Source organism: Akkermansia sp. N21116 (genome assembly GCF_029854705.2).
GTDB lineage: Bacteria > Verrucomicrobiota > Verrucomicrobiia > Verrucomicrobiales > Akkermansiaceae > Akkermansia.
In genome coordinates this window covers 3,374,112-3,396,226 of the sequence record NZ_CP139035.1, presented here as the reverse complement: position 1 = coordinate 3,396,226, position 22,115 = coordinate 3,374,112, and the positions used below count along the sequence as shown (strand labels likewise).

Below are 22,115 nucleotides of genomic sequence, written 5' to 3'. Positions count from 1 at the left end.
AAATGTTCCATTCTTTAGTTCTATCGATTTCATGCTGACTTATTCTCCTAGCGACGAACCGACTACTCCCCCTCGCGTTGCGATCATCGGGCTGGGTGGTGCGGGAAGCAATGTCCTTCACCTGATGGAAAAGAAGGAATTGCCGGGGTGTTCCCTCTATTCCGTCAATTTGGATATCCGTTTGCTGGAATCATCGGGCGCGCCTCATAAGATTCACCTCGGCAGCAGTGTGACGCACGGGCTCGGTTCCGGGGGCGATCCCCAGGTAGGCGCCCAGGCTGCCCGTGAAAGCGAAGCTTCGCTGGTGCGTGCGCTGGAAGGCTGTTCCCTGGCGGTGATGATCGCAGGGCTTGGAGGAGGTACCGGATCCGGTGCTGCTCCTGTCATTGCCCGCCTTGCCAAAGAACTGGGCGTATTTTTGGTGTCGGTCGTTACCATGCCTTTTGATTTTGAAGGCCCGCGCCGTTCCGAACAGGCTCGTGCCGCTTTGGCGGAATTAGCCCTGTATTCCGATATCCTGGTGCCGTTCGACAACGAAAAAATGGCGGATCTGGTCTCGGCGGACGGCAGTGTCCTCCGGGCGTTCGATGCATCCAACCGCCTGTTGATGCGTGCCGCCGAAGCTGTGCCGATGCTTCATGGCAATCCGGGGCTGGTCCGTTTGGGACTGGATGATTTGCGCACGGTGATGGCCGGTAGAAATCGCAGTTGCCTGTTCGGGTTCGGAACGGCTCGCGGCGGCAATAAGGCCGTCGAGGCTGCCCGCCAAGTCATGGAGTCACCTTTCCTAGCCGCGGCGGAATCCTTGCGTGGCGTCAGTGAAGTCCTTGTGCATGTGACGGGCGGTGAATTGCTGGGGCTGGATGACATCCGAAAGGCTATGGACGAAATGGCACGGCTTTTACCCGGAAGAATGCAGGTCCACTTCGGCGTATCCGTGTGCCCGGAAGCGGGCGATGAATTGCGGCTGGTACTCTTTGCCTCGACGGCGATGCGCGAGCATGTCCGCAAGCCATTGACCGAATCCGCGTTTTCCGCAGAAGCAACGGAGGTTGTCTCTCCGGTTCCTGCTCCCGTTTCCCTGCCGGCAGTGCCGGAAGATGCATTGTCCCACTCCGTCGTTGCCGAACTCCCCGCCGATGAACCGGTTGTTCCCGAATCTCCTGTCCAGGAACCGGTTATAATCATTCATTCCGATATTGATCCTGGTGCGGAATTGGAGCTTCGACAAGAGGATCCCGAGCCTCCTTCCGATGTTTCGTCTGTTCTGCATGTCGAGGTGCCTGCCTTTTCCTTTGAACCGTCAAACCGGACGATGGCTCCTTCTCCTCGCAGTGCGCCCCAGTCCCGCCGTTCCCGTTTCGAGAAGAAAGTCGAGGCTCCAGCGGTTACTCCTCCGGTGGCAGAGCCTCTGCCTGTCGAAGAGGAGGAAGATCCCTTTGACAAGCTCAAGGAGATTTTTGTCGAAAAGTCGCCCGCGGAAATTTTTGCCGGCGATTCCGGCGACTCCACATCTTCCGATGAGGCAATCGATCCCCTTCTTCCGGAAGAAGAGGAGGACGAAGACGGCAAGGGGCTGTTTTCCAATGTCGATGCCTTTATCGTCGACGGAGAAGACCTCGATCTTCCCCCCTTTATGAGAAAGAAAAAATAGGCAGCCCTGGTGGGCTGCCTGATTCAGTCTTTTGTTGTTAACTTCGGATGGGAAGAGAACCCAGGACGGAATTATTTTTTATTTGCTTCCGGCAGCAATAATTCCTTGTACAAGGCGATGGGAGCAAGCCCTCCCCAACCGCAAAAATCATTGCCGGCTCTATCTTTGGGATGATCGCATTGCTCCGGGGAGATATTCTCGAAGACAGTACCTGTTTTGCGCCACAGTTGCGCATTGGCATTGTAGTACCGGCGGGCAATGTCCAGCGCCAGATCGCGTTCGCCCAGCTTCATGAGCCCCCGGATGGCGACATAGGTTGTCGGAGGCCAGACGGAACCGTGCCAATACCCGTGTTCCGGGTTGTATTCCGGTTCATTGGCGGCCAGGGTCGGCAGAGGGACGGGGCGGTTGAATGTCGCGGGATCTTTCAGGGTGGCAACGATTTTCGGAACCCGTTCCTTGGGGACGATTTCCGCAATGAGTGCCCAGAATGCTCCGGCATGGAGACGGGGAATGGTTTCTCCCTGGTAGTAGTCGCAATAGAATCCGAGCTTCTCGTCCCAGCATTTTTCATTGATGAGTTTGGCCATTTCGGCATGCTGGGCACGGTATCGGGCCGCGTCGTCCTTGTTGCCGAGGATATCCGCAATCCTGGAGAGATTCAGGGCATTGAAAGCCATTTGAGATGAAATGTCGATCCACCCCATCTGCTTGTTCCAGCAGTAGAGAGGATTGTTTTTGACGACATTCCACATGCCCTTGCTGTCTGCGGTAATATGTTTTTCTTCAATATGGATTCCCCCGGCCATCGAAAATCCGGGTTTTTTGGGAAGGCGGGGCAAGTCGTCCATGCCTCCGCCGAGGGCATCTCCGTAAAACAATCCGTCGTCCCGGCGGTAAGCCTTCCAACAGAAATCATGATGCTTTTTCAGGTGAGGATAAACTGTGTGGAGGCGGGCCTTGTCCGTAACACCTGATTCGAACAGTTCCCACTCGGCCCAGCATAAAATAGGAGGATTGAACGAGATGGGATGCTCCCGACTCCAGTAAGGCTTTCCATCGCGTTGGAATTCCCGGCAGATAAAACCGTCAGGCTCCTGGAGCATGTAAAAATTGTCAAGCGATGTCGTGATGGGGAAATGATCCGGTGCGTGCTTGGCCCAGAGCGTACAGAAAACCGTGTCCCACAGGAACAGACCGGAGAAGCCGCCTCCGGTGGCGAGACGGGGTTTCAGCGGCACTTTGGGAGGAGACTGTTTGTCGGCTTCCTCGACTTGAGCAATTTTCCGGTCGGCGATTTTCAAGGCGCCTTCGTAAAAGGCTTTCATGAATTCCGGGGTGAAATTGTCGTTGTTGATGGCTCCGGGTTGAGAACTTGCAGGAGGAGTCTCAGGTCTTCCGCCTGCTCCTTCCGCATGCGCTGGCAATAGCGGCAGAGAGGCAAGGGCCAGGCCGGAGCAAAGAGCCAGAATTTTGAAATCCGTGGGGTTCATGGAATATCTCATTTCCTATTCATACGGGAATGAGGAGTTTTTTCTTTCTTTCATTTCCAAAAGGCAAAAGGAACTGGCGGATATTTATTGTTTAATAGCCGCCCCGAGAGTGTCCAAAGGGGACTCTTCGAGGTGCAATTCGCGGACGACGACTTGGAAGATGAACAGGCTGGCCGCTGCGTCGAACAGGGCATTGTGCCAGGTTTTTCCGGGCAGGAGGGCAACCAGGTTATCCGAGATACCCAGTGCGTCCGCTACGCTACGGAGGGAGTAGTCCGGCAGACAGGGCAGGCACATGCGCGCGAGCGCGAGCGTGTCGATCCACGGGCCGAACCCGTGACCGGGGAAATGCCGCAGAAAACGTCTTTCCGTAGCCGGATTGTGGCCGATGACGACGGTGTCTGCGAGATGGTTTTGGATGGTGCCCCAGAGGCTCAGGAAGGATGGAGCCCCGGCGAGCATTTCTGTGGTGATGCCGTGTATTTTAGAGGCGCTCCAGAGGACGGGTTTATCCGTTGCGATGTAGGACTCCCACAACAAGGGCTCTTCCTGCCAGCTTCCGATGCGGGCAATGCCGATCTGGACAGGCTGATCGGTTTCTCCCGGGGCGGCTCCCGCCGATTCGAAATCGATGGCGGCGAAACGGCATTCCTGAATGATGCGGGAGAGGGGTAGACGCATGAATGGGGCTGAAAGTGGGGGCTGCTAGAATAATTCCAATTGGGCCTGTTCGGCACGGGGCAGCGTGTCGTCCATATCCGTATTTTTAGCGCGCGGTTCCTCTTGAAGACGGGGAGATTTCTGCTTTTTGGCCGGACGGGTGGAGTTCATTTCCAGGTGGGAGAGGATTGCCTTGGCCCTGTCCACGATGGAGGAAGGCATGCCGGCAAGGCGCGCGACCTGGATGCCGTATGATTTGTCGGCGGCTCCCGGGATGATTTTGCGAAGGAAGACGATCTCGTCGTGCCATTCCCTGACGGCGACATTGCAGTTGGCGACTCCCGGGCGCGATTGCTCCAGATCGGTTAGTTCGTGATAGTGAGTGGCAAAGAGCGTGCGGGATTGCAGTTTGTCGTGCAGATGCTCGGCGACAGCCCAGGCGATCGAGAGGCCGTCGAATGTGGCGGTTCCGCGACCGATTTCATCGAGGATGACCAGGGAGTTTTCCGTGGCATTGTTGAGAATGAGGGACGTTTCGCTCATTTCCACCATGAAGGTGGATTGTCCGCGAGCCAGGTCGTCGCTAGCTCCCACGCGGCAGAAGATTCTGTCCACCAGGCCGATAATTGCTTCATCGGCGGGTACGTAGGAACCTATCTGAGCCATGAGGGCAATCAGGGCTACCTGGCGGATGTACGTGCTTTTTCCGGCCATGTTGGGGCCGGTGATGAGGATGAGGCGGGAATCCTCCGGAGTCATGTCCGTATCGTTCGGTACGAAAGACTGGTTTGTCAGCGTCTGCTCGATGACGGGATGGCGACCGTTGACGATGTGCAGGCGGCGGCTTTGTTCCAGCACGGGGCGGCAGTAGCGGTTGCTTTGGGCGCATTCCGCAAGAGCCAGGAGGACATCCAGCTCGGCCAGAGCATCGGCAGTCGACTGGATCGGGTCGATGTAGGCGGAGAGGCTTTCGCGGAGACGGACGAATTCCTCGTATTCGAGTTGGCGGGAGCGTTCGTCGGCGCCGAGGATGGTATTCTCCATCTGCTTGAGTTCCGGAGTGACGAATCGTTCGGCATTGGCGAGTGTCTGCTTGCGGGTGTAATCGTCGGGGACCTTGTCGTAGTGGGACTTGGTCACCTCGATGTAGTAGCCGAACACATTGTTGAAGCGGATTTTGAGCGAGTCGATTCCCGTGCGGATGCGTTCCTTTTCCTGAAGTTCCGCAAGCCAGAGTTTGCCATCGCGCGATGCGAGGCGCAGTTCGTCCAGATTGGGCAGGTAGCCGTCCTTGAGGATGCCGCCTTCCTTGATCGTGACGGGAGGTTCGTCCTCAATGGCGCGGTCGAGCAGGGCGACGAGGTCGTCGAAACTTCCCAGGCGTTCCAGAATTTTCCGGAGCAGGATGCCCTCGCCGTTCAGAGCGGTAAGATCGTCCCTGACGTCGGGAATGCGGGCGAGGGAGCACCCCAGGGCCTTGAGGTCGCGGGCGTTGCCCGTTCCCTGGGCAAGCCGGCCGGTGAGACGTTCCATGTCGCGGATATTCTTGAGACTCTCCCGTAGTTTGCTCATCAGGAAAGGTTCCGCGAGCAGGTTGGCGATCATGTCCTGGCGGGAGTGTAATTCGTCCAGATCGCTGAGGGGATGCAGCACCCAGTCCCTCAGTTTGCGGGCTCCCATCGGCGTGGATGTTCTGTCCAGCGTACCGAGCAGGGACAACTTGACCCCGTTGCGCGAATCGACGAGGTCGAGGTTTCTCTGGCTGGCTTGGTCGATCAGGACGGTACCGGAACCGGCGCGGACGGACAATCGGCGCAGGTGCCCCGTCGGTCGGCGGAGCTGGTAGGAAAGATAGTGGAGGATGGCGCCTGCGGCACCAAGGGCGCGATCCATGCCGGAGCAGCCGTAGCCGTCGAGAGAATGGACGCCGAAGTGGTCCAGCAGGGCGGGGATGGCCGTCGTGGGCAGAAACGTATAAGCGTCGTAGTAAAGAGTGACGGCCACGCCGGGAAACATGTCCTTTTGTTCGTCGCTGATGAGGAGTTCGGATGGATTGATACGGGCGATTTCATCCAGAAGGAGATTGATGTCTTCGAATTCGGCCAGCGAGAATTCCCCCGTCGTATGGTCGGCGCAGGCAAGTCCGAACGTTTTTTTGTGCTTGAAGAGGGCGACAATATAATTGTGAACCGAACTGTCCAGCAGATTGAGATCGGCCAGCGTTCCGGCGGAGATGATCCGGGTGATCTCGCGTTCGACGAGTTTTCCGGGAACGGGTGTGCTCATTTGTTCGGCAATGGCAATGCGTTTGCCGGCTTTGACGAGCTTGCCGATATAGGCTTCCGCAGCATGGTGAGGAACGCCGCACATGGGGATGCTTTGCCGTTTGGTGAGTGTCAACCCCAGGATGCCGGCCCCTTCCTTGGCATCTTCGAAGAACATTTCATAAAAGTCTCCCATGCGGTAGAAGAGGAACACGTCTTCTGGCAGGCCCTTCTTCATGCGAAGGTACTGCTCCATCATCGGAGTTACGCTGGAGGGCTGGTCGGTCATGGAACGGGAAATAATGTAATACGAACTCTTCCCGATGGCAAGGGCTCGCGCCTCCCATTTTAGAAATCCCAGATGTTGCGGACAATCATGTATGTAACGGTCAGCATGCCGAATCCATAGTATGTCCGTGCCCGGACAAGTTGCCACCACCTGGGCTGCGTATTCCCCCGGATCATATACAGGAAGGAATGTATGTATTCAATCAATAGGACTCCTGCGGCAGGTATCCAAAATATATTGTACCGGATGGCTTGGAGATAATCGCCCTGCAGACAGGCAAAATACGCACGCGTCCCTCCACACCCCGGGCATTTGAGTCCGGTATAATGGGCCAGGGGACAAAAGGGTACCAGATCCCGTACCCATTGAATGGTTGCCGGGCTCTGGTGTTTGAGAACGATAAAGAAAGTGAAGGCAAAAAGTGCCAACCCTGTCAGGAGCAAGAAGTACTTGCTGCGACTCCACAGGAATTTTCGTGTTTGTACACAGCCGCCATCTCCGGTGGTTTTGAGAAAGTGCCCGAACAAAAGAGTAGTGGGATATCTTGTCCTTCGGCAAAAGGTTTGGGCCGATCTTAGACGGAAATAACGAATAGGGAGATACAGATCGCGATGCAGGCAACCCCAATAATGGCGCTGATGATGCTCCATTTCTTGGCTTCGTCGGCCTTTTCTCTTGCTTCTTGCATTTTTCCGGCGATGAGAAGGACATCTACTTTAGAGGCGCAGATAATGGCGTAAATACCGGTCGGCTTTCATCGGGGACGGGTGCCAGTTCCCGTGCGAGGCTTTCCGGGGCGGGGATGGCTTCCGGGATGTCCTTTTTGGCGGGGATGCCCAGTTCTCTCAGTTTTCGGGCGCGGGGAAGGAGGCGGCTTTCGTAGGAAGCGACGGCTTTGTTGAATTGGGCAACGGTTCTGTTGAGGCTTTGGCCGACAGAGCAAAAATGCTCCGTAAGAGTAATGCAGCTGTCGTAGAGGTCGGCTCCGGCCTTGGAGATGGCGCGGGCGTTTTCGGCGAGTTGTTCCTGGCGCCAACCGTAGGCAACGGCCCGCAGGAGGGCAATGAGCGTCGTAGGCGTAGCCAGAATGACCCGGTTGTCGACTCCGGTCTCGATCAGGGTGGGATCCGCTTCCATGGCCGCCTGAAAGAACGATTCCCCGGGCAGGAACATGACGACAAATTCCGGCGTGTTCTCAAACTGGGAAAAGTAGGATTTGGAACCCAGCCGCGTCAGGTGGTCGCGTACCTGGCGGGCATGGCGTACGAGGAGGCTGCTCCTCTGGTCGGGATCTTCGGTGGCCATGGCTTCCAGGTAGGCGTTCATCGGCGCTTTGGCATCAACGATGATGTGGCGGTTGCCCGGGAGGTTGACGACGAGGTCGGGACGGATGGACGACTGATCGTCGTTGCGGCTTGTCTGGACGGTAAAGTCGCAGTATTCGACCATGCCTGCCATTTCGACGACGCGCCGTAGTTGGAGTTCTCCCCATTTGCCGCGCATGTTGTTGTTGTGAAGTGCCTGGGAGAGTCGGCTCGTTTCCTTGCGGAGCGTCGTGTTGCTTTCAGTGATAAGCTTGATTTGTTCCCGGAGCGAGGCGTAGGTGAACTGGCGGTCTTTTTCCATGTCTCCGAGTTTGTTTTGCACCTGGCGCAGGGTGTCGCCGACAGGCTGGAGGAGAGATGAAATGGCTTGTTTTCGGGAATCGAGTTCGTGAACTGCCTGTTGCTGTTGAGCTTGGAAATGGGTTTGCGCGAGGGTGAGGAACTGTTCGTTGGAGGCTTTGAGGGCACGTGCGCCTACTTCGGCAAAAGATTCCCTGAGTGTTTCGCGCGCCTGGGCAAGCAGGGCGTCTGTCTGGACGGAGGTTTCGCGGACGGCGTTCAGCTCGGCTTCGGCACGGATGACGCGTTCCCTGGTCCGGAACAATTGCACGGCGAGGACGGCGGCCAGGACAAGAAGCAGGATGACGAGGCTCCAGGGAAGAAGTTGAAAGATGAGTGAATCCGGCATAGGAAATTAAGAGGAAGTGTAATGGAGAAGAGAGTATTTTCAAGACAAGATCGTTGATAGTGCGTGCAGGAGGATATTTTGTCCATAATTCAACAAAGTTTGATTATAGACGATTTTGCCTGTGGGAAATGCGTATGAATAGACAAGACATATCTATGTCTTTGGGAGGTACTCCTTAAAAAATTAAACGATCAACAACGGTATGAATCATCAAAAATGCTATACACGTCGGAATAAGGGGATGCCCGAGGGGGGCTTCCATCGGTTCTTCAGGTTTGCAACTCTTGTTTGTTGCTTATACGGAACCGGGATGGTTGTCGGAGCGAATGTCCCCTCCCAAACTGCTTTCTTGCTGGATGCCAACGCTCCTTCCGGGACGGTGCCATGGAATGGGGCGCAGGTTTATGAATATGGGGAGGATAAGGTTCAGGCTCCGGCGGATCAGCGGAAAGTGTTTTTTGGGGAGATGATCAATCTTGGTTTTGACCAATTGCCCCAAGGCCAGGATTGCATCGTCCGGGCTACGTTTTTGTCTGACCAGGAACGCATCCTGTTGATAGGAGCCAACGGCATTGCTCTGGATGATTGCTTCAAGCCGGAACCCGGAAAAGTTGTCGAACGGGAGTGGACGGTTCCGGGGAAATACCTGAACAAGGGTTACCTGAATTTGACGGTCTACGCGATGGCTGGGCCGAATGCCGTTTTACAGAAGCTGGAAATCCTGACGACGGATGGCAAAGCGTTGAAAATGATTACCGGCAAGGATATTGTCCGCCTGTCGGATGAGGATATTGATCGTCTGGTTTTACCTACTCCCAGAATAACACCCAGACCCGACCGTGTGGAAGGGGTGGAACAAGCTGTCCTGAGTCTGAACGGCGTGTGGGAATTCTCTCCTGCGGAAGGCAAGGCGTTTTCCCCGATTCAGGTGCCGGGGGAATGGAAGATGCAGGGATTCGATGTGGCTCCCTATGCAAAGGCCGTTTACAGGAAGTCGTTTTCCGTACCTCAGGATTGGAAAGGGAAACGGATTAGGCTTCGTTTTGATGCCGTACATTCCGATTGCCGCATTTTGTTGAATGGCAGGGAAGCGGGGGGGCATCGGGGAGGTATGGTTCCGTTTGAACTGGATGTGACCGATCTGGTTTCGGTGGGAAGCAATCAGCTGGAAGTCCTGGTGCAGTCGGAATCCGTAGCCGATTCGATGAGTTGTATTTCCGAGTATGCCGCTCATCGGGTGGGGGGAATCCTGCGCAAGGTGACCATCTTTTCCATTCCGGAGACTTGCGTTGTGGATGAGTCGTTCAAGACGGATGTCGATCCGGTAGCGGGTCGTGCAGCAGTGCATTACCAATCATGTCTGGAGAATGCCGGCAAGCAGCCGTGCAAGGTGGAATTGACGACGCTTCTCCGGGATCCCCAAGGGAACATTGCCGGAGAACGAACGGAGCATCTGGAGCTTCAGGCCGGGGAATCGAAGTCGGTCAATATCCGTCTTGATGTAGACAAGGCGCAGCTCTGGACTTCGGAAACTCCTTCGCTCTATAAGTTGGAAAGCCGGATCAAAACGAACGGCAAACCTGCGTACTCGAAAGTGGTGAAAGTGGGACTCAGAGAAGTCGAAGTGAAGGGCAACGAACTCTTCGTCAATGGAAAACCAGTGAAGCTGATGGGTGTCAACAGGCACGAAGTCCATCCTCTTTCCGGGCGTTCCTTGTCGGGTGAACTGTGCCGCAAGGATGCGCAGATGTACAAGGATGCCAACGTCAATTTGGTGCGTACGTCTCATTATCCGCCCAGTGAGGAGTTCTTGAATGCCTGCGATGAGCTGGGGCTTTTTGTGGAATGTGAATCGGCTCTTTGCTGGGTTGGGCAGAATGGGGTTTGGTATGGGAAGTTTGATGTGAATGATCCCTTGTTTTTCCGGTATGCGCACCTGCCCAATATGGAACAGATCGTTGCCTATAAATCCCACCCCAGCATTGTGATCTGGTCGATGGCCAATGAATCGAACTGGAATCAGTGGTGGGGCCGGGTTTTGAATGTGAACAAAAAATTGGACTCCAGCCGTCCCTATACTTTCCACCACCAAAACATGAAGGGGGAAAAACTCAGAATCTGGGGTGTGGATATTGCCAACCAGCACTATCCCTCAGAACACAATTCCGATGAATGGAGTTCTCACAAAGAACCGTTATGGTTTGGAGAATACGCCCATTTGCAGTGCTACAATCGCCGTGAGCTGATGACGGATCCTTCTATTCACGAGGATTGGAGCCGTCCTCTGCAGAGGATGGTAGACTTAATGTGGAAACAGAAAGGTTGCCTCGGAGGAGCTATTTGGAGCGGTATTGACGACATCTTCATCCTGCCCGACGGCTCGGAATGCGGCTACGGCAGCTGGGGGCCGATTGACGGATGGCGGCGGGAAAAGCCGGAATACCACGGCATGCGGATGGCCTATACGCCGATGAGGCTCTTTTCTTCCTCTGTGAACCAGGAGGGGAAACTTGTCTTGAATGTGCAAAACAGATTCAATTTCAAAAATCTTAATCAATTTTCCCTGCGTTGGGAATGCGGGGGAAAATCAGGGGAAATGAAGGCGGATATAGCTCCGCATGCCCAGGGTGAGATTGTCGTTGGTCAGGAGTTGCCGAAAGGTGCTTCGGTGGATATTGTCCTTCGGGATCTCCAGGGAAAAGAACTGGCTCGTGAACGCGTGGTGGTTCCCGGAGGCCCGGAACGGAAAGTCAATGAACAGATTGTGGACAATCTCGTTGCCGGACGCATTGACCCGGACGGGAAAAATATTGTTTCGCCTGTGATCCCGGAATTGCCTTTGCCGGTACCGTTGGTCCAGAGTGTCAATGGAGAAGGCGGTACCCAACTGGTTGGACAAAAGATTACTCCCCTGACCGATTTGGGGGACTGGACATGGACGGGACATGCTGTTTCCGGCAAAACTCACTGTTTCGAAGGAACCGGAGACATGGGGACGGGGACTCTGTTTCTGACTCCGGAAGATAACGGGATGGTGAAGGTTAAGTACGAATTGACCGTTCCCATTGATGTCAACCCCAGACAATGGGGTGTGGTGTTCACTTTGCCGGATTCTTTCGATACGATCGAATGGGATCGCAATCCTCATTGGGCATGGTATCCGGATGGTCACATCGGGCGTGCCTGCGGAGAGGCTCGTGCCAATGTTACGGCTCCCGATCGGGGAAGCAGGCCGTCCGGCCCGCCTGCCGCTTTGTGGAAGGATGATTCCAATGAATTGGGGAGTAACGATTTTCGCGGAACAAAACTCGACATCAATTATTGTCGTATGAAGTCGCCGGAAGGTGGTTCCCTAGTCATTGTACCTGTGTCCGGAGGACCCAGGCAATCCGTACGTGCCTGGAAGGACAAGGGGAAAACCCGTGTGCTGGTATCCGGCTTTACGACGGGAGGTTCCGACAGATTCTTCTGGATCCATTATCAGAATGAATACAAAAATATCAAGAAAGGCGATACTATTTCGTCGGAATTCATGATCGGTCTGAAGCAAAAAGATTGATTTTCCTGCTTTGTTCCACCCGCAGATTCTTTTCGTCAGACAGGCAGGGCGAGGGGAATGCGGGTGGCGTTGTTGTTTTCATCATAGTCCCCTTCATCTTCATCCAGAGGAATCGCCTGTGGGATGTCCTCGTCTCCTCCTTGACCGGATGGCCCGACGGGAAGAGCCAAAGGCGGTTCTTCCTCATTGGGAGAGGCGTTGCCGGCCGGCAGCGCCGAAGGGATGGACTCTTCCTCCAGAGGTATAGCCAGGGGAATATGCTTGGTACACATTTTCGAGGGAGGAGTGACGCCCGGCATAGTCTCGTAATAGGCGGTTCTGGCTGCGATGCACCCCGAATGGGCAATCTGCCCGGATTCCCGGCAGAGCTGGACGGCGCGATTGTGGGAACCGGGGGACGTGCGGATTTTTCCGCATGGGTAGCCTTCCTTTTCTGCATGGATCATGATATCCGCCCAGATGGGGAGAGCCAGCGTGCCGCCGTAGCCGCGGTCGACGATGGTTCTCTGGCGGTCGAACCCCACCCAGACACAGGCGGTGAGACTGGATGTGTATCCGGCGAACCAGGCGTTCATGTACTTGTTGGTCGTACCTGTTTTACCGCCGCACGGGGCTTTGAAACCAAGCGTTTTGAGTTGTCCGGCGGTGCCTCCCGGCTGTGTCACCTGCTGGAGCAGAGCGGACGTCATGTTGGCGGCTCTCTGGGAAAAGGCTCTGCGACTCGTCTTGCGCGAGTAAAACAGAGTCTGATCCTCCGAGTCGGAAATCGTCTCAATGATGTAGGGAGTAGGACGAATGCCTCCATTGGCAAAGACGGTGTAGGCACTGGCTACATCCAGTGGGGATGCCTCCCACGTGCCCAGGTAAGTGGCGGGAGTTACGGCAATTTTTCCCTGGAATCCTGCGAGACGGGCATGGTCGATGACATTGCGGAGACCGGCCATGTGACCGATGCGCACGGACATGGTGTTGCGTGATTTGATCAGGCCGTAGGAGGCTGGCTGCATACCGCGGAAGGAGTTGTCCGAATTGCGGGGCGACCACTTCCCGGCCCCGGGGATTTCTCCGGGACGAATCGGACCGTCGGAAACGACGGTTGATGGCGAATACCCTTTTTCAAAGAATGTCGTGTAGACAAACGGTTTGAACAGGGAACCGACCTGACGACGGGATTGAACGGCACGGTTGAAGCGCGATTCTTCCGCATCACGCCCTCCGACGACGACGAGAAGTGCGCCGTTGGCATTGTCGATCGTGACGCAAGCGGCCTGGACGTAGTCGGGCCGGGTTTTCTCCCGGGTTTCCTTCGGCAGGGCAAGGTATTGGGCCCGTGTAGGATTTTTGTATCCTTTGGCGGTTTCTAGTTTTCCGAGGTGTTTGTTGATGGAATCGATGGCGGTGTTCTGAAGGTCAAGATCCAGAGTGGTGCGGACGATGAGTCCTCCGAGGCGGATGTTTTCATCTTCCAGAATGTTGTCGAGCTCCCGGCGGATCAGTTCCATGGCGTAATTCTCTTCGGAACGGGATTGGGGCCGCCGGGTGACGATAGGTTCCTTCAATGCGCTCTGGTAGTCGTCTTCCGTGATTTTACCATGATCTTTTAACAACCGTAGGACGATGTTGCGTACTTCTTCGGCGCCTTTGGGGTTTTTGTAGGGAGAAAACTCATTGGGACCATAGATGATACCGGCGAGAAGCGCGCATTCCGACAGGGTGAGCTGGGATGGTACCTTGTCGAAGTAGCCTCGGGAGGCGGCGGCAATGCCCATGAAGGTATGTCCCCAGAAAATACGGTTGATGTAGGCTTCCAGAATCTCGTCCTTGGAGTAGGTTGCTTCGATGCGTTTGGCGAGGGCTATTTCCACCAGCTTGGTATTGATGTCGCGCTTCTGGTGGTTAAAGGTTGTCTTGGCCAGCTGCATGGTCAGGGTTGAGGCTCCCTGCGTGGCACGTTTGTGCTTGATCAGTTGCTGGAAGGCTCGTCCGACACCGATCCAGTCCACCCCTCCGTGCGAGTAGAAACGGCTGTCTTCACGGGCAAGCAGGGCCTGAATGAAGATCGGGGGGATTTCACTTAACTTGACGCGGACGCGGTTTTCTCCATGAAGCCTGCCGATTTCCCGGTTTTTCCGGTCGAGGACGATGGTACGTTCCGGCATTTTCTGAACTTCGGAAATATCGTAGCGGTTGGCGATGGTACCGTAGAGAAATACGAGGATGCCTCCGGCGAAACAGGCGACGAAACAGACGCTTAGCAGGATGCGCAACGGCCATATGAGGAACCATTTGGCATTGCGCGTGATTTTGTAGATGATCCGGAAGGGCAGGGAGACCAGGCTCCATATGAGAAACAGGATGATTCCGAACAGTGAGAATTTTTTACCTTTTCTGCGGGGCAGGGATTCTGGGAGCAGAGGTTCGTCTTCAAAACGGAGCCTGGGTTCCGGCTGTCGCGGGGGAGGTTCGGAGATCTGGCGCGGGGCCGTACGTCTGCGGGAACGAGGAGGAGGGGCATCGAATTCTTCCTCGTCATAGTAGCTTTTCCTTCTGCGGGAGACAGGAGGGCGTTCGTCGTCGTAGTCGTTGTCTTCGTTCCGGGGTGGAGTGCTGCGGCGAGGCGATCTTCTGGAGGGCGAGGCTTCGGCGTATTCGTCAGAGTCGGGATCAAGATCTCCGGGCTTCTTTTTACGGGGACGAACATGGGACCAGTCCAGTTCTCCATTGCTGTTGCGGCGGGAACTTCCCGAATTGCCCTGTGGACGCTTGCTGGCCATGCAGGCATGTATGTACCATATCTTGACAGGTGGGTCTAAGAAAAAGAATGTGCGCCCGAATTCCTGGTATGACACGGGCGCATTTTTGCATGAACATATTGAACAGACACGTAGTCCAAAGAAAAAGCAACTGTCTGATAAACTATCCATGACGTTTCGTTTCCCTTATTTATTGACGCTCGCATTACTGGGGTGCCTGATGGTTCCTTCGGCTTGGTCTGTACCCGCCGGGTCGCTGGCGGAGTTGAAGCAGATTCAGGAGGAAGTCCACCGGGTGGAACGCAAAGTGACACCGGCAACGGTGGCCCTGCTTTCCGATCGTGGCGATACAGGCAGCGGGGTTATTGTTAGCCGTGACGGCCTCGTTCTGACTGCAGCCCACGTTGTCCAGGGGGATGAGGTGATGCGGGTTATTTTTCCTGACGGTCGTATGGGCAAGGCTCGCGTATTGGGCGCCAATTACACGCGTGACGCGGCCATGGTGCAGATCGAAGACGGAAAGAACCTGCCTTTTGTGGAATTGGGCGATTCGGATTCCATCAGCGTCGGGGATTTTGTTGTCGCCCTGGGGCATGCCAAAGGTTATGACCCGGCTCGCCGAGCACCCATCCGCCTCGGCAGGATGAACACGGACGGCAAGCAACGCTTCATGATTTCGGAATGCACGCTGATTGGCGGTGATTCCGGCGGTCCCCTTTTCAATATGCAGGGCAGGCTGGTAGGTATCCATTCGTCCATAGGTCCGCTTCTGAAGGTCAATAACCATGTTCCGGTCAATGTGTTCAAACAAGACTGGAAACGCCTCCTCAAAGGCGAACAATGGGGGGTTCTGGGCTTGCATCCCATGGCCGACCCGGATACGCCTGTCCTGGGTTTTTCCATGGCCTATATGCAGGGAGTGGACGGTGTCATCGTGGATGGCATCGTGGCCGATTCTCCCGCTGACCAAGCCGGGCTTCAACTGGGCGATCTGGTGACTCACTTGGGGGAACGACGCGTCAGCAATCCCCGGGATATGCTTCGGGAGCTGGGACGCCACCATCCCGGAGAGAGCGTCGATCTCGTCGTCATCCGCAAAGGGACGACGTACAAGGCTCCCCTGAAGCTGGGGAGGAGGGGAGATCTCTTGCAACCTTATTACAGACAACGTTAACTTTTTTGCGATACCGATGTTTTCGAAATTAATCGTTCCGATGTTTCCTTTGGCTTTGGGCGTTGCCTGCTTCGCCCAAGAGATTGTGAGTCCGCTGCCTCCTGAAGATTTGATTGCCGAACAGGATAAGGCGGTTCTTGATCGTCAGGCTGGAGAGATTTTCAAGCAATGGGATACTCTTGCCAAACCTCTTGCCGGTTCGGTTGTCCACATTATTTCCGGCAACCGCCTCGTGGCGGTGGGTACGGTCGTGGCGCCGGGAAAGGTGATGAGCAAATTCAGCGACCTGAAACTTGCCCGCGGCTTGCTCGCCGTGATGGACGCTTCCGGGCATGTGTACGACATGCGCCCTCTGGCCCGCGTTCCGGAACATGATCTGGTTCTGCTGGATGTACCGGGATTGAAGGTTCCTCCGGTCAAGTTTGCCGACAAACCGTCCGCGTTGAACGAAGGCGACCTGGTGGCTGCCGTGATGCCCGGCGGTCGAGTGACTGATTTCGGTGTTGTCTCTGTTGCCGAGCGTAGTCTGCGGGAAGAGGATCTCCCCTATCTGGGACTTGTCGTAGATCCTTCCTGGGAAGGCAAAGGGGCTCGAGTGGCGGACGTGGAGGCTGGCGGCGGTTCCCATCTCGCCGGGTTGGGGCGTGGCGATGTCATTACGAAGGTGAACGGAACGGTACTGGACGGTATTTTTTCCCTGCGCAAAGCACTTAACGGAGTCAAGCCCGGCGATACGGTTCCAGTGGAATATTCCCACGGCGACAAAAATGTGAAAACGAGCATTCGTACCGCTTCCCGGCCGACCGACAGGATGCGTTTTCCTCAAAAGCGGCTGGAGTTGATGAATTCCATGGGCAACCGGATGAATGCCCGGCGGGATGGTTTTCCTTTGGTCGTGCAGACGGACATGACGATTGCTCCCGAATTTGCAGGCAGCCCGGTCATTAACTTGAACGGTGAAGTAGTCGGCATGGCTCTTTCGCGTGCGGGGCGCATGGAAACCTACATTTTGCCCGGATGGCTCTGGAAGGATCTTACCAAGAGCATTCTTACTCAGCTCGAAGAAGCAAGACTGGCTGCGGAACGGGAATCCATCCCTCTGGCCGAACCCGTGGAGGATGAAGACAAATCCGATGCCGGTACGATGCAACCTCGCTTGGATGATATCCGCAAATCCTTGCAGAAGAAGGGCTACCAGCCTAAGGATTATTGAAGCGACCGTTGAAAATAGGAAAGAACCGAGGCGGTTTTTACCAGAATAGGATGGCGCAGGTCAATACGGCGATGCCGTAGCAGATGCCGGCAATGCAGAAAGCGTTCCACCGTTTGACGGATGCCGTTAGCCAGTGGGTCATGTCGCGGTACAGGTAAGGTTTGCCTACCCAGAACAGGCAAAGAATGACGACGACATAGCCCCACAGGGGAATAAGGATTCGCGTGGCCGGTTCCTTGAGAAAGGCCGCTGTCATGAACGGACTGACAGCCAGTAGTCCCAGCATGCCTAGAGCCCGAGGGAAGAGCAGTTCTTTTACCTGGGTGGCCAGCAGGAAGAAAAAGACCGGACAGGCAAGCTGAAGGAGCCAGCGGATGCTTTCGAATTCGGACAAATTGACGCGCATTTTGCTGAATATACCCATGTTCTCCGGACCGATCAGAAGGAAGAACCAGATGATGGCTATCCCCAACGTGATCTGGGCCAGCATCGTGTTGCGCGCGGATTTCCGGGTGAATTCCATGAACGCCTTATTGTTGATAAGTGCCAACAAGTGGCTCAGAATCAAACCCGTGCCGAGGACGTAGCCGGCTACGGCCAGGGGGATCATCTGGTAGGCGTGGAGAGGGGCTTCGTTCATGTTGCGTTTTAGCCTAATGATTCCGCGCTCCGGGTAAAGGAGAATCTCGGCATGAACGGTTGTAATTTGAGCGCGGGGAACCGTTTGGGAGTCATAGCTGCATGCAGGAAAAAGAAACGAATAGATTGGCCTCGTGGCTGATGACTCTTGCCGGCGGCATGGCAGGCGCAATGGCTTTGGGTAACGAGGTACCGGTGGATATTCCTCCTCCGGTGGCGGACATGTCGAAAAAACCGTTGACTCCCGAGGAAAAGAGAGTGATCGAGCAAAAGGGAACGGAGCGACCCTTCACAGGTAAATACGTTGATTTTAACGAGAAAGGTATTTACATCTGCCGTAAATGCGGGACTCCGTTATACCGTTCCGAGTTCAAGTTCAAATCTTCCTGCGGCTGGCCCAGTTTCGATGATGAAATCCCCGGCGCCGTGAAACGCGTTCCGGATGCCGATGGCAAGCGAACGGAAATTCAGTGTGCCCGGTGTGGCGCTCACCTCGGCCATGTATTTCTCGGAGAAGGCTTTACGCAGAAGAATACGCGCCATTGTGTCAATTCCGTGTCGATGGTGTTCGTGCCTGAACGGAAGGAGAAAGATCAAGAGTAAGGCTTCTTTTTCCTATCTTGGTTTCCACTGTTTGCGTGATGAACAGTTCTCTGGGAGAAATTGGTTCTTGATTCAAAGAAGTGGGTGGGAAAGGGAAGATCTCGGGACCCCCCAAGACAAAACCGCCATCGGGGAAAACCCGATGGCGGTTGAATGAGATATTGCTTGTACGGCTTCCGGTAGATTACCAGAAGATAGCGTACAGGACGACTGTAGCGGCAATGACGAACCAGCCGAAGAACTTCGCTTTGGGAGAGCTTTCGAGGCTGACTTCGTTCTTGGCGGGCAGCACGATGGCTTCACCGCCGCGCGAGGCATTGATGATCGTGAAGATGAAGCCGATGATAACGATGGTCACAAAGCAGATGGACATGCGGTTCAGGAACGGCAGGGACGGCCAGAAATACTGCAGGGCACCATACATGGCCGCGTTAATTGCAATCCCGAGCCAACCGAAAATACGCGGGCACTTCGGCACGAAGAAGCCGAAGAGGAACACGCAAAGGGCTCCCGGGCTCAGGTATCCTTGGAATTCCTGAATGAAGGTAAAGATACCTCCAAAGATCGGATTGTCCAGGAACGGAGCAAGACTGGTAGCGATGAGTACGCAACCCAGGACGCCTAGTTTGCCGACCGTGACGAGTTCCGAGGACGTAGCGTCCTTGCGGAGCTTGTTGTAGATGTCCATCGTGAAAATAGTCGATGCCGAGTTCAACATGGAGGCCAGTGAGGAGACTACGGCTCCAAACAGGGCGGCCAGCACGAACCAGGTGAGGCCGGTACCGGGCATGAGATTCTTCAACAGAGTCGGGAAAGCGGCGTCATAATCGAAACCGACGATCTTTTTGGATGTTTCAATTTTCTTGTCCTTGGCTGCCTGGAGGATGACTTCGTTGGCTTGTACGACAGGCTTGATCAGGCGGATGCGTTCCGTCTTGATGGTGTTTTCGTTGTTGATGTCGTCCCTCAGGGTCTTGAGAGCGTTGACGAGGTTGATTGACGTCTTGGCTCCGTTTTCCCCGGCGACTTCGATATTGGTCGGATCCATTCCCACGAGCTTGGCGTTGTGGAGGATGGATTCTTCGGCAAATGCGATTTGGGTTGTGGTGCCTTCTCCGCGAAGCTTGATTTCCTTGGCTTCAGGTTCGGCAGCCATCAGAACACTGGCGTCAATAAAGAACACGGTCTTGTCTTTCTGCCCGTTATTGACGATATTTGCGATGACTTCTTTTTGGTTGCTGTAAGCGGATTCACGGAGGTCGTCACGGTAGAGGTTGTAGGCAAGGATGCCGGGAATGACGACGACGAACGGGATGAGCAACTTCAGGAAAGCGGCGAAGATAATGCCGAGCTGGCCTTCAGCCAGGGACTTGGACGCTAGCGTGCGCTGCATGATGTACTGGTTGAGGCCCCAGTAGAAGAAGTTGGGAATCCAGAGGCCGAGGCAAAGAGCCGTCCACGGAATGGCGGAATCGGTGGCCGGGCGGATCATGTGGAATTTACCGCCGGCGCTGTTGACTCCGTCCACGGCTTCACCGGAGTTCAACTGAAGGAATCGGTCGATGGCATCGGCATTTTTCAGGGAATCGACGGTAGCGTTGGATGTTGCGGAGGCGGATTCAATCAAATGATGCGGGTCGGCACTTCCAATACCTTGGATGACGAGGTAGCAGACAACGCCGCCGCCGACGATCAGGCCGGCGCCCCAGATGAGGTCCGTCCAGGCGCAGGCTTTGAGTCCGCCGATGTATACGTACACGGAAGCGCAGAAGGCAATGATGATACAGCCTACGGTGAGATTGCCGAAGTCGATGCCCGCCAGGTGATAACCGGCAAAGAAGACGGAGATGACCTTGGCCCCTGCAAAGATAACGCCTGCCGTCGGAACGCCGACGAGGATCAGGAGCGTGCAGATAGCCATGATGGAACGGGCGCCGATGTTGTAGCGGTATTCCAGGAATTCCGGGATTGTATAGACGCCTCCGCGAAGGAGTTTCGGCAGGAAACAGAAGGCGACGACGACTAGCGTGATGGCGGCCATCCACTCGTACGAGGCGATAGCCAGGCCTAGCCAGTCGGCTGCTTGTCCGGACATGCCGACGAATTGTTCGGTCGAAATATTGGCGGCAATCAGGGAGAAACCGACAAGCCACCAGGTTAGACCGCGACCGGCAAGGAAGTAGTCGGAAGCGCCTTTTTCCTTTTTCTCTTCTTCCGTTTCTTTCGGATCGCGGCTTTTCCAGATACCGAGGAAAATAACGCCGACGACTACGATGCAGAAGACGATGGCTTCCCACGTGTCGATGGGAGCGGGTTGCAATGCTTTTTGACCGGGTTGGTCGGCTTTGGCCTGGAGATCCAGATCGGCGGCGAGAACGGTTTCCCCGGCGGCGGTACTATCCAGAACGGCGTTGGCCGCTGCCGGCTGAACGACTGCGGCAGGTGTGGCTCCGGGGGCATCCTGCGCCCACGAGCCACATAACATCAGGGCGCCTGCCCCGAGAATCATAGCTAATTTTTTCATAATATCAGGTGGTGGAGAGAGAAAATTGACTAATCTCTGGAAAGTATCTGGGTATCATTACCATGCTCCGATTGCCGCAGAGAATGCTTCTCCGGAGTGTGTTTAAAGAGAACCCGTGCGCCATCGCCGGGTCGTGTAATCAGGTAAGTCGTGTCAATACCGGTTTCCTGGCGGTAGGCCTGGAGGAGTTCCTGTGCTACTTTGTCTACATCTTCGGTTTTGACGAGGGCGACGATGCATCCCCCGAATCCGCCTCCCGTCATGCGGGAACCGTACACGGATGAAGCGGAAGGAATGCGGTCGCAGAGTGAAACGAGTGTATCGACTTCGGCGCAGGACACCTCGTAATCGTCGCGCAGGGAGGCATGGCTGCTGCGCATGGCGGAGCCGGCTTTCTCCCAGTTCTTGTCGGCAAGAGCTTGGGCGAAGCTGGCGACGCGGACGTTTTCCCCGATGACGTGGCGGGCGCGGCGGTAGCGGACGTCGCCCAGTTTGTCCTTGGATTCTTCAAGCATGTCGAGGGTGGCTTCACGCAGGGAAGGGACGCCCATGATGGCGGAAGCTTCTTCGCACTGCTTGCGGCGCTGTCCGTAAGCTCCGTCGGCCAAGGAATGTTTGACGGCGCTGTCGAAGACGAGGACGGACACTGCGGGGTCGTCCATGGGGATCAACTCATAGTTCAACGAGGCGCAATCGAGCTTGAGAGCATGACCTTTACGACCGTTGGCGGAAATGAACTGATCCATGATACCGCAGGGGACGTTGACGAATTCGTGTTCGACGGATTGACCGATCAGGGCCACTTCCTTCGGGTCGATTTCAACTCCAGCGAAAGCAGCCAGGGCCGTGCAGACGGAAACTTCAAGGGCGGCGCTGGAGGAAAGCCCCCCTCCGCGGGGGACATTGCTGTCGATCAGCATGTCTACAGGGCCGATTTTAATGCCGCGGCGGTCTAGGAGGGCGAGTACTCCTCTCACGTAGTTGGACCAGAAGGGTTCGCCGATAGACAGGGCGTCCTGCACGGGAATTTCATAGATTTGGTCCCCGAGGGAGCCGCAAAACCTGTGGTTCCCGGTAGGAGACGGGGCAACAGCCACAACGGTGTGATTTTCCAAGGCCATGGGCATGACGAAACCATTGTTGTAGTCGGTATGTTCGCCAATAAGGTTGACTCGGCCGGGAGCCGCCGCGATGTGCGTCGGCTTGTGGCCGAAATATTCTTCAAAGTACGGTGTGATTGTTTCTGCCGTGATTTCGCGTTTCACCAAATCCATAGT

At 55.4% G+C, this 22,115-nt stretch carries 14 protein-coding genes and 1 pseudogene; 5 read left to right on the top strand and 10 right to left on the bottom strand.

Translation table 11 applies throughout. From position 1 onward, the window contains the following. The first annotated feature begins 31 nt into the window (after positions 1–31). Positions 32–1,654, top strand: coding sequence for a hypothetical protein (locus tag QET93_RS12815; RefSeq protein ID WP_280132494.1), 1,623 nt, complete (start codon positions 32–34; stop codon positions 1,652–1,654). A gap of 71 nt (positions 1,655–1,725) precedes the next feature. On the opposite strand, the gene QET93_RS12810 is transcribed toward QET93_RS12815, so the two are convergent. From QET93_RS12810 to QET93_RS12785, 6 genes are all read right to left on the bottom strand, one after another. Next, entirely contained in the window at positions 1,726–3,147 is a 1,422-nt protein-coding gene (locus QET93_RS12810; protein ID WP_280132493.1) for a trehalase family glycosidase, read from the bottom strand. An 84-nt stretch (positions 3,148–3,231) separates the two neighbouring features. Then, a complete protein-coding gene (locus tag QET93_RS12805) occupies positions 3,232–3,828 on the bottom strand; it encodes a 3'-5' exonuclease (protein ID WP_280132492.1) in 597 nt (198 codons plus the stop codon). A gap of 24 nt (positions 3,829–3,852) precedes the next feature. Next, a complete protein-coding gene (gene mutS / locus QET93_RS12800) occupies positions 3,853–6,360 on the bottom strand; it encodes a DNA mismatch repair protein MutS (protein ID WP_280132491.1) in 2,508 nt (835 codons plus the stop codon). Between the two features lie 59 nt (positions 6,361–6,419). Next, positions 6,420–6,803, bottom strand: coding sequence for a DUF2752 domain-containing protein (locus QET93_RS12795; protein ID WP_322190013.1), 384 nt, complete (start codon positions 6,801–6,803; stop codon positions 6,420–6,422). A gap of 131 nt (positions 6,804–6,934) precedes the next feature. After that, positions 6,935–7,060 (bottom strand): CD225/dispanin family protein, encoded by a 126-nt coding sequence (locus tag QET93_RS12790; RefSeq protein ID WP_280127516.1) that lies wholly within the window; start codon positions 7,058–7,060, stop codon positions 6,935–6,937. Positions 7,061–7,071: 11 nt separating this feature from the next. Then, positions 7,072–8,373 (bottom strand): DNA recombination protein RmuC, encoded by a 1,302-nt coding sequence (locus QET93_RS12785; protein ID WP_280132489.1) that lies wholly within the window; start codon positions 8,371–8,373, stop codon positions 7,072–7,074. A 202-nt stretch (positions 8,374–8,575) separates the two neighbouring features. On the opposite strand from QET93_RS12785, the gene QET93_RS12780 reads away from it, so the two are divergent. Continuing rightward, positions 8,576–11,932 carry a glycoside hydrolase family 2 TIM barrel-domain containing protein gene (locus tag QET93_RS12780; protein WP_280132488.1) on the top strand — a complete coding sequence of 1,119 codons (3,357 nt, stop codon included), beginning with the start codon at positions 8,576–8,578 and terminating at the stop codon, positions 11,930–11,932. Between the two features lie 35 nt (positions 11,933–11,967). Here QET93_RS12780 and QET93_RS12775 read toward each other — a convergent pair whose 3' ends face one another. After that, the gene (locus QET93_RS12775; protein ID WP_280132487.1) at positions 11,968–14,706 is read right to left on the bottom strand and encodes a transglycosylase domain-containing protein; all 2,739 of its coding nucleotides are present in this window, start codon (positions 14,704–14,706) and stop codon (positions 11,968–11,970) included. 148 nt (positions 14,707–14,854) lie between these two features. On the opposite strand from QET93_RS12775, the gene QET93_RS12770 reads away from it, so the two are divergent. Continuing rightward, positions 14,855–15,859 carry a trypsin-like peptidase domain-containing protein gene (locus tag QET93_RS12770; RefSeq protein WP_280127465.1) on the top strand — a complete coding sequence of 335 codons (1,005 nt, stop codon included), beginning with the start codon at positions 14,855–14,857 and terminating at the stop codon, positions 15,857–15,859. A 16-nt stretch (positions 15,860–15,875) separates the two neighbouring features. Then, positions 15,876–17,072, top strand: a complete 1,197-nt coding sequence (locus QET93_RS12765; RefSeq protein WP_280132486.1) for a PDZ domain-containing protein — start codon at positions 15,876–15,878, stop codon at positions 17,070–17,072. A gap of 37 nt (positions 17,073–17,109) precedes the next feature. Here the strand turns inward: QET93_RS12765 and QET93_RS12760 are convergent, their stop codons facing one another. After that, the gene (locus QET93_RS12760; protein ID WP_280132485.1) at positions 17,110–17,712 is read right to left on the bottom strand and encodes a hypothetical protein; all 603 of its coding nucleotides are present in this window, start codon (positions 17,710–17,712) and stop codon (positions 17,110–17,112) included. Positions 17,713–17,882: 170 nt separating this feature from the next. On the opposite strand from QET93_RS12760, the pseudogene QET93_RS12755 reads away from it, so the two are divergent. Next, positions 17,883–18,290: pseudogene (locus tag QET93_RS12755) on the top strand (methionine-R-sulfoxide reductase); the annotation flags it as partial. Between the two features lie 208 nt (positions 18,291–18,498). Here QET93_RS12755 and QET93_RS12750 read toward each other — a convergent pair. Both QET93_RS12750 and galK read right to left on the bottom strand, forming a co-directional pair. Then, on the bottom strand, positions 18,499–20,841 hold the full coding sequence (locus tag QET93_RS12750) for a sodium/solute symporter (RefSeq protein ID WP_345786084.1): 2,343 nt from the start codon (positions 20,839–20,841) through the stop codon (positions 18,499–18,501). Positions 20,842–20,867: 26 nt separating this feature from the next. Beyond that, complete coding sequence (galK, locus tag QET93_RS12745; protein ID WP_280132483.1) at positions 20,868–22,112, bottom strand: galactokinase; 1,245 nt, start codon at positions 22,110–22,112, stop codon at positions 20,868–20,870. Between the last annotated feature and the right edge of the window lie 3 nt (positions 22,113–22,115).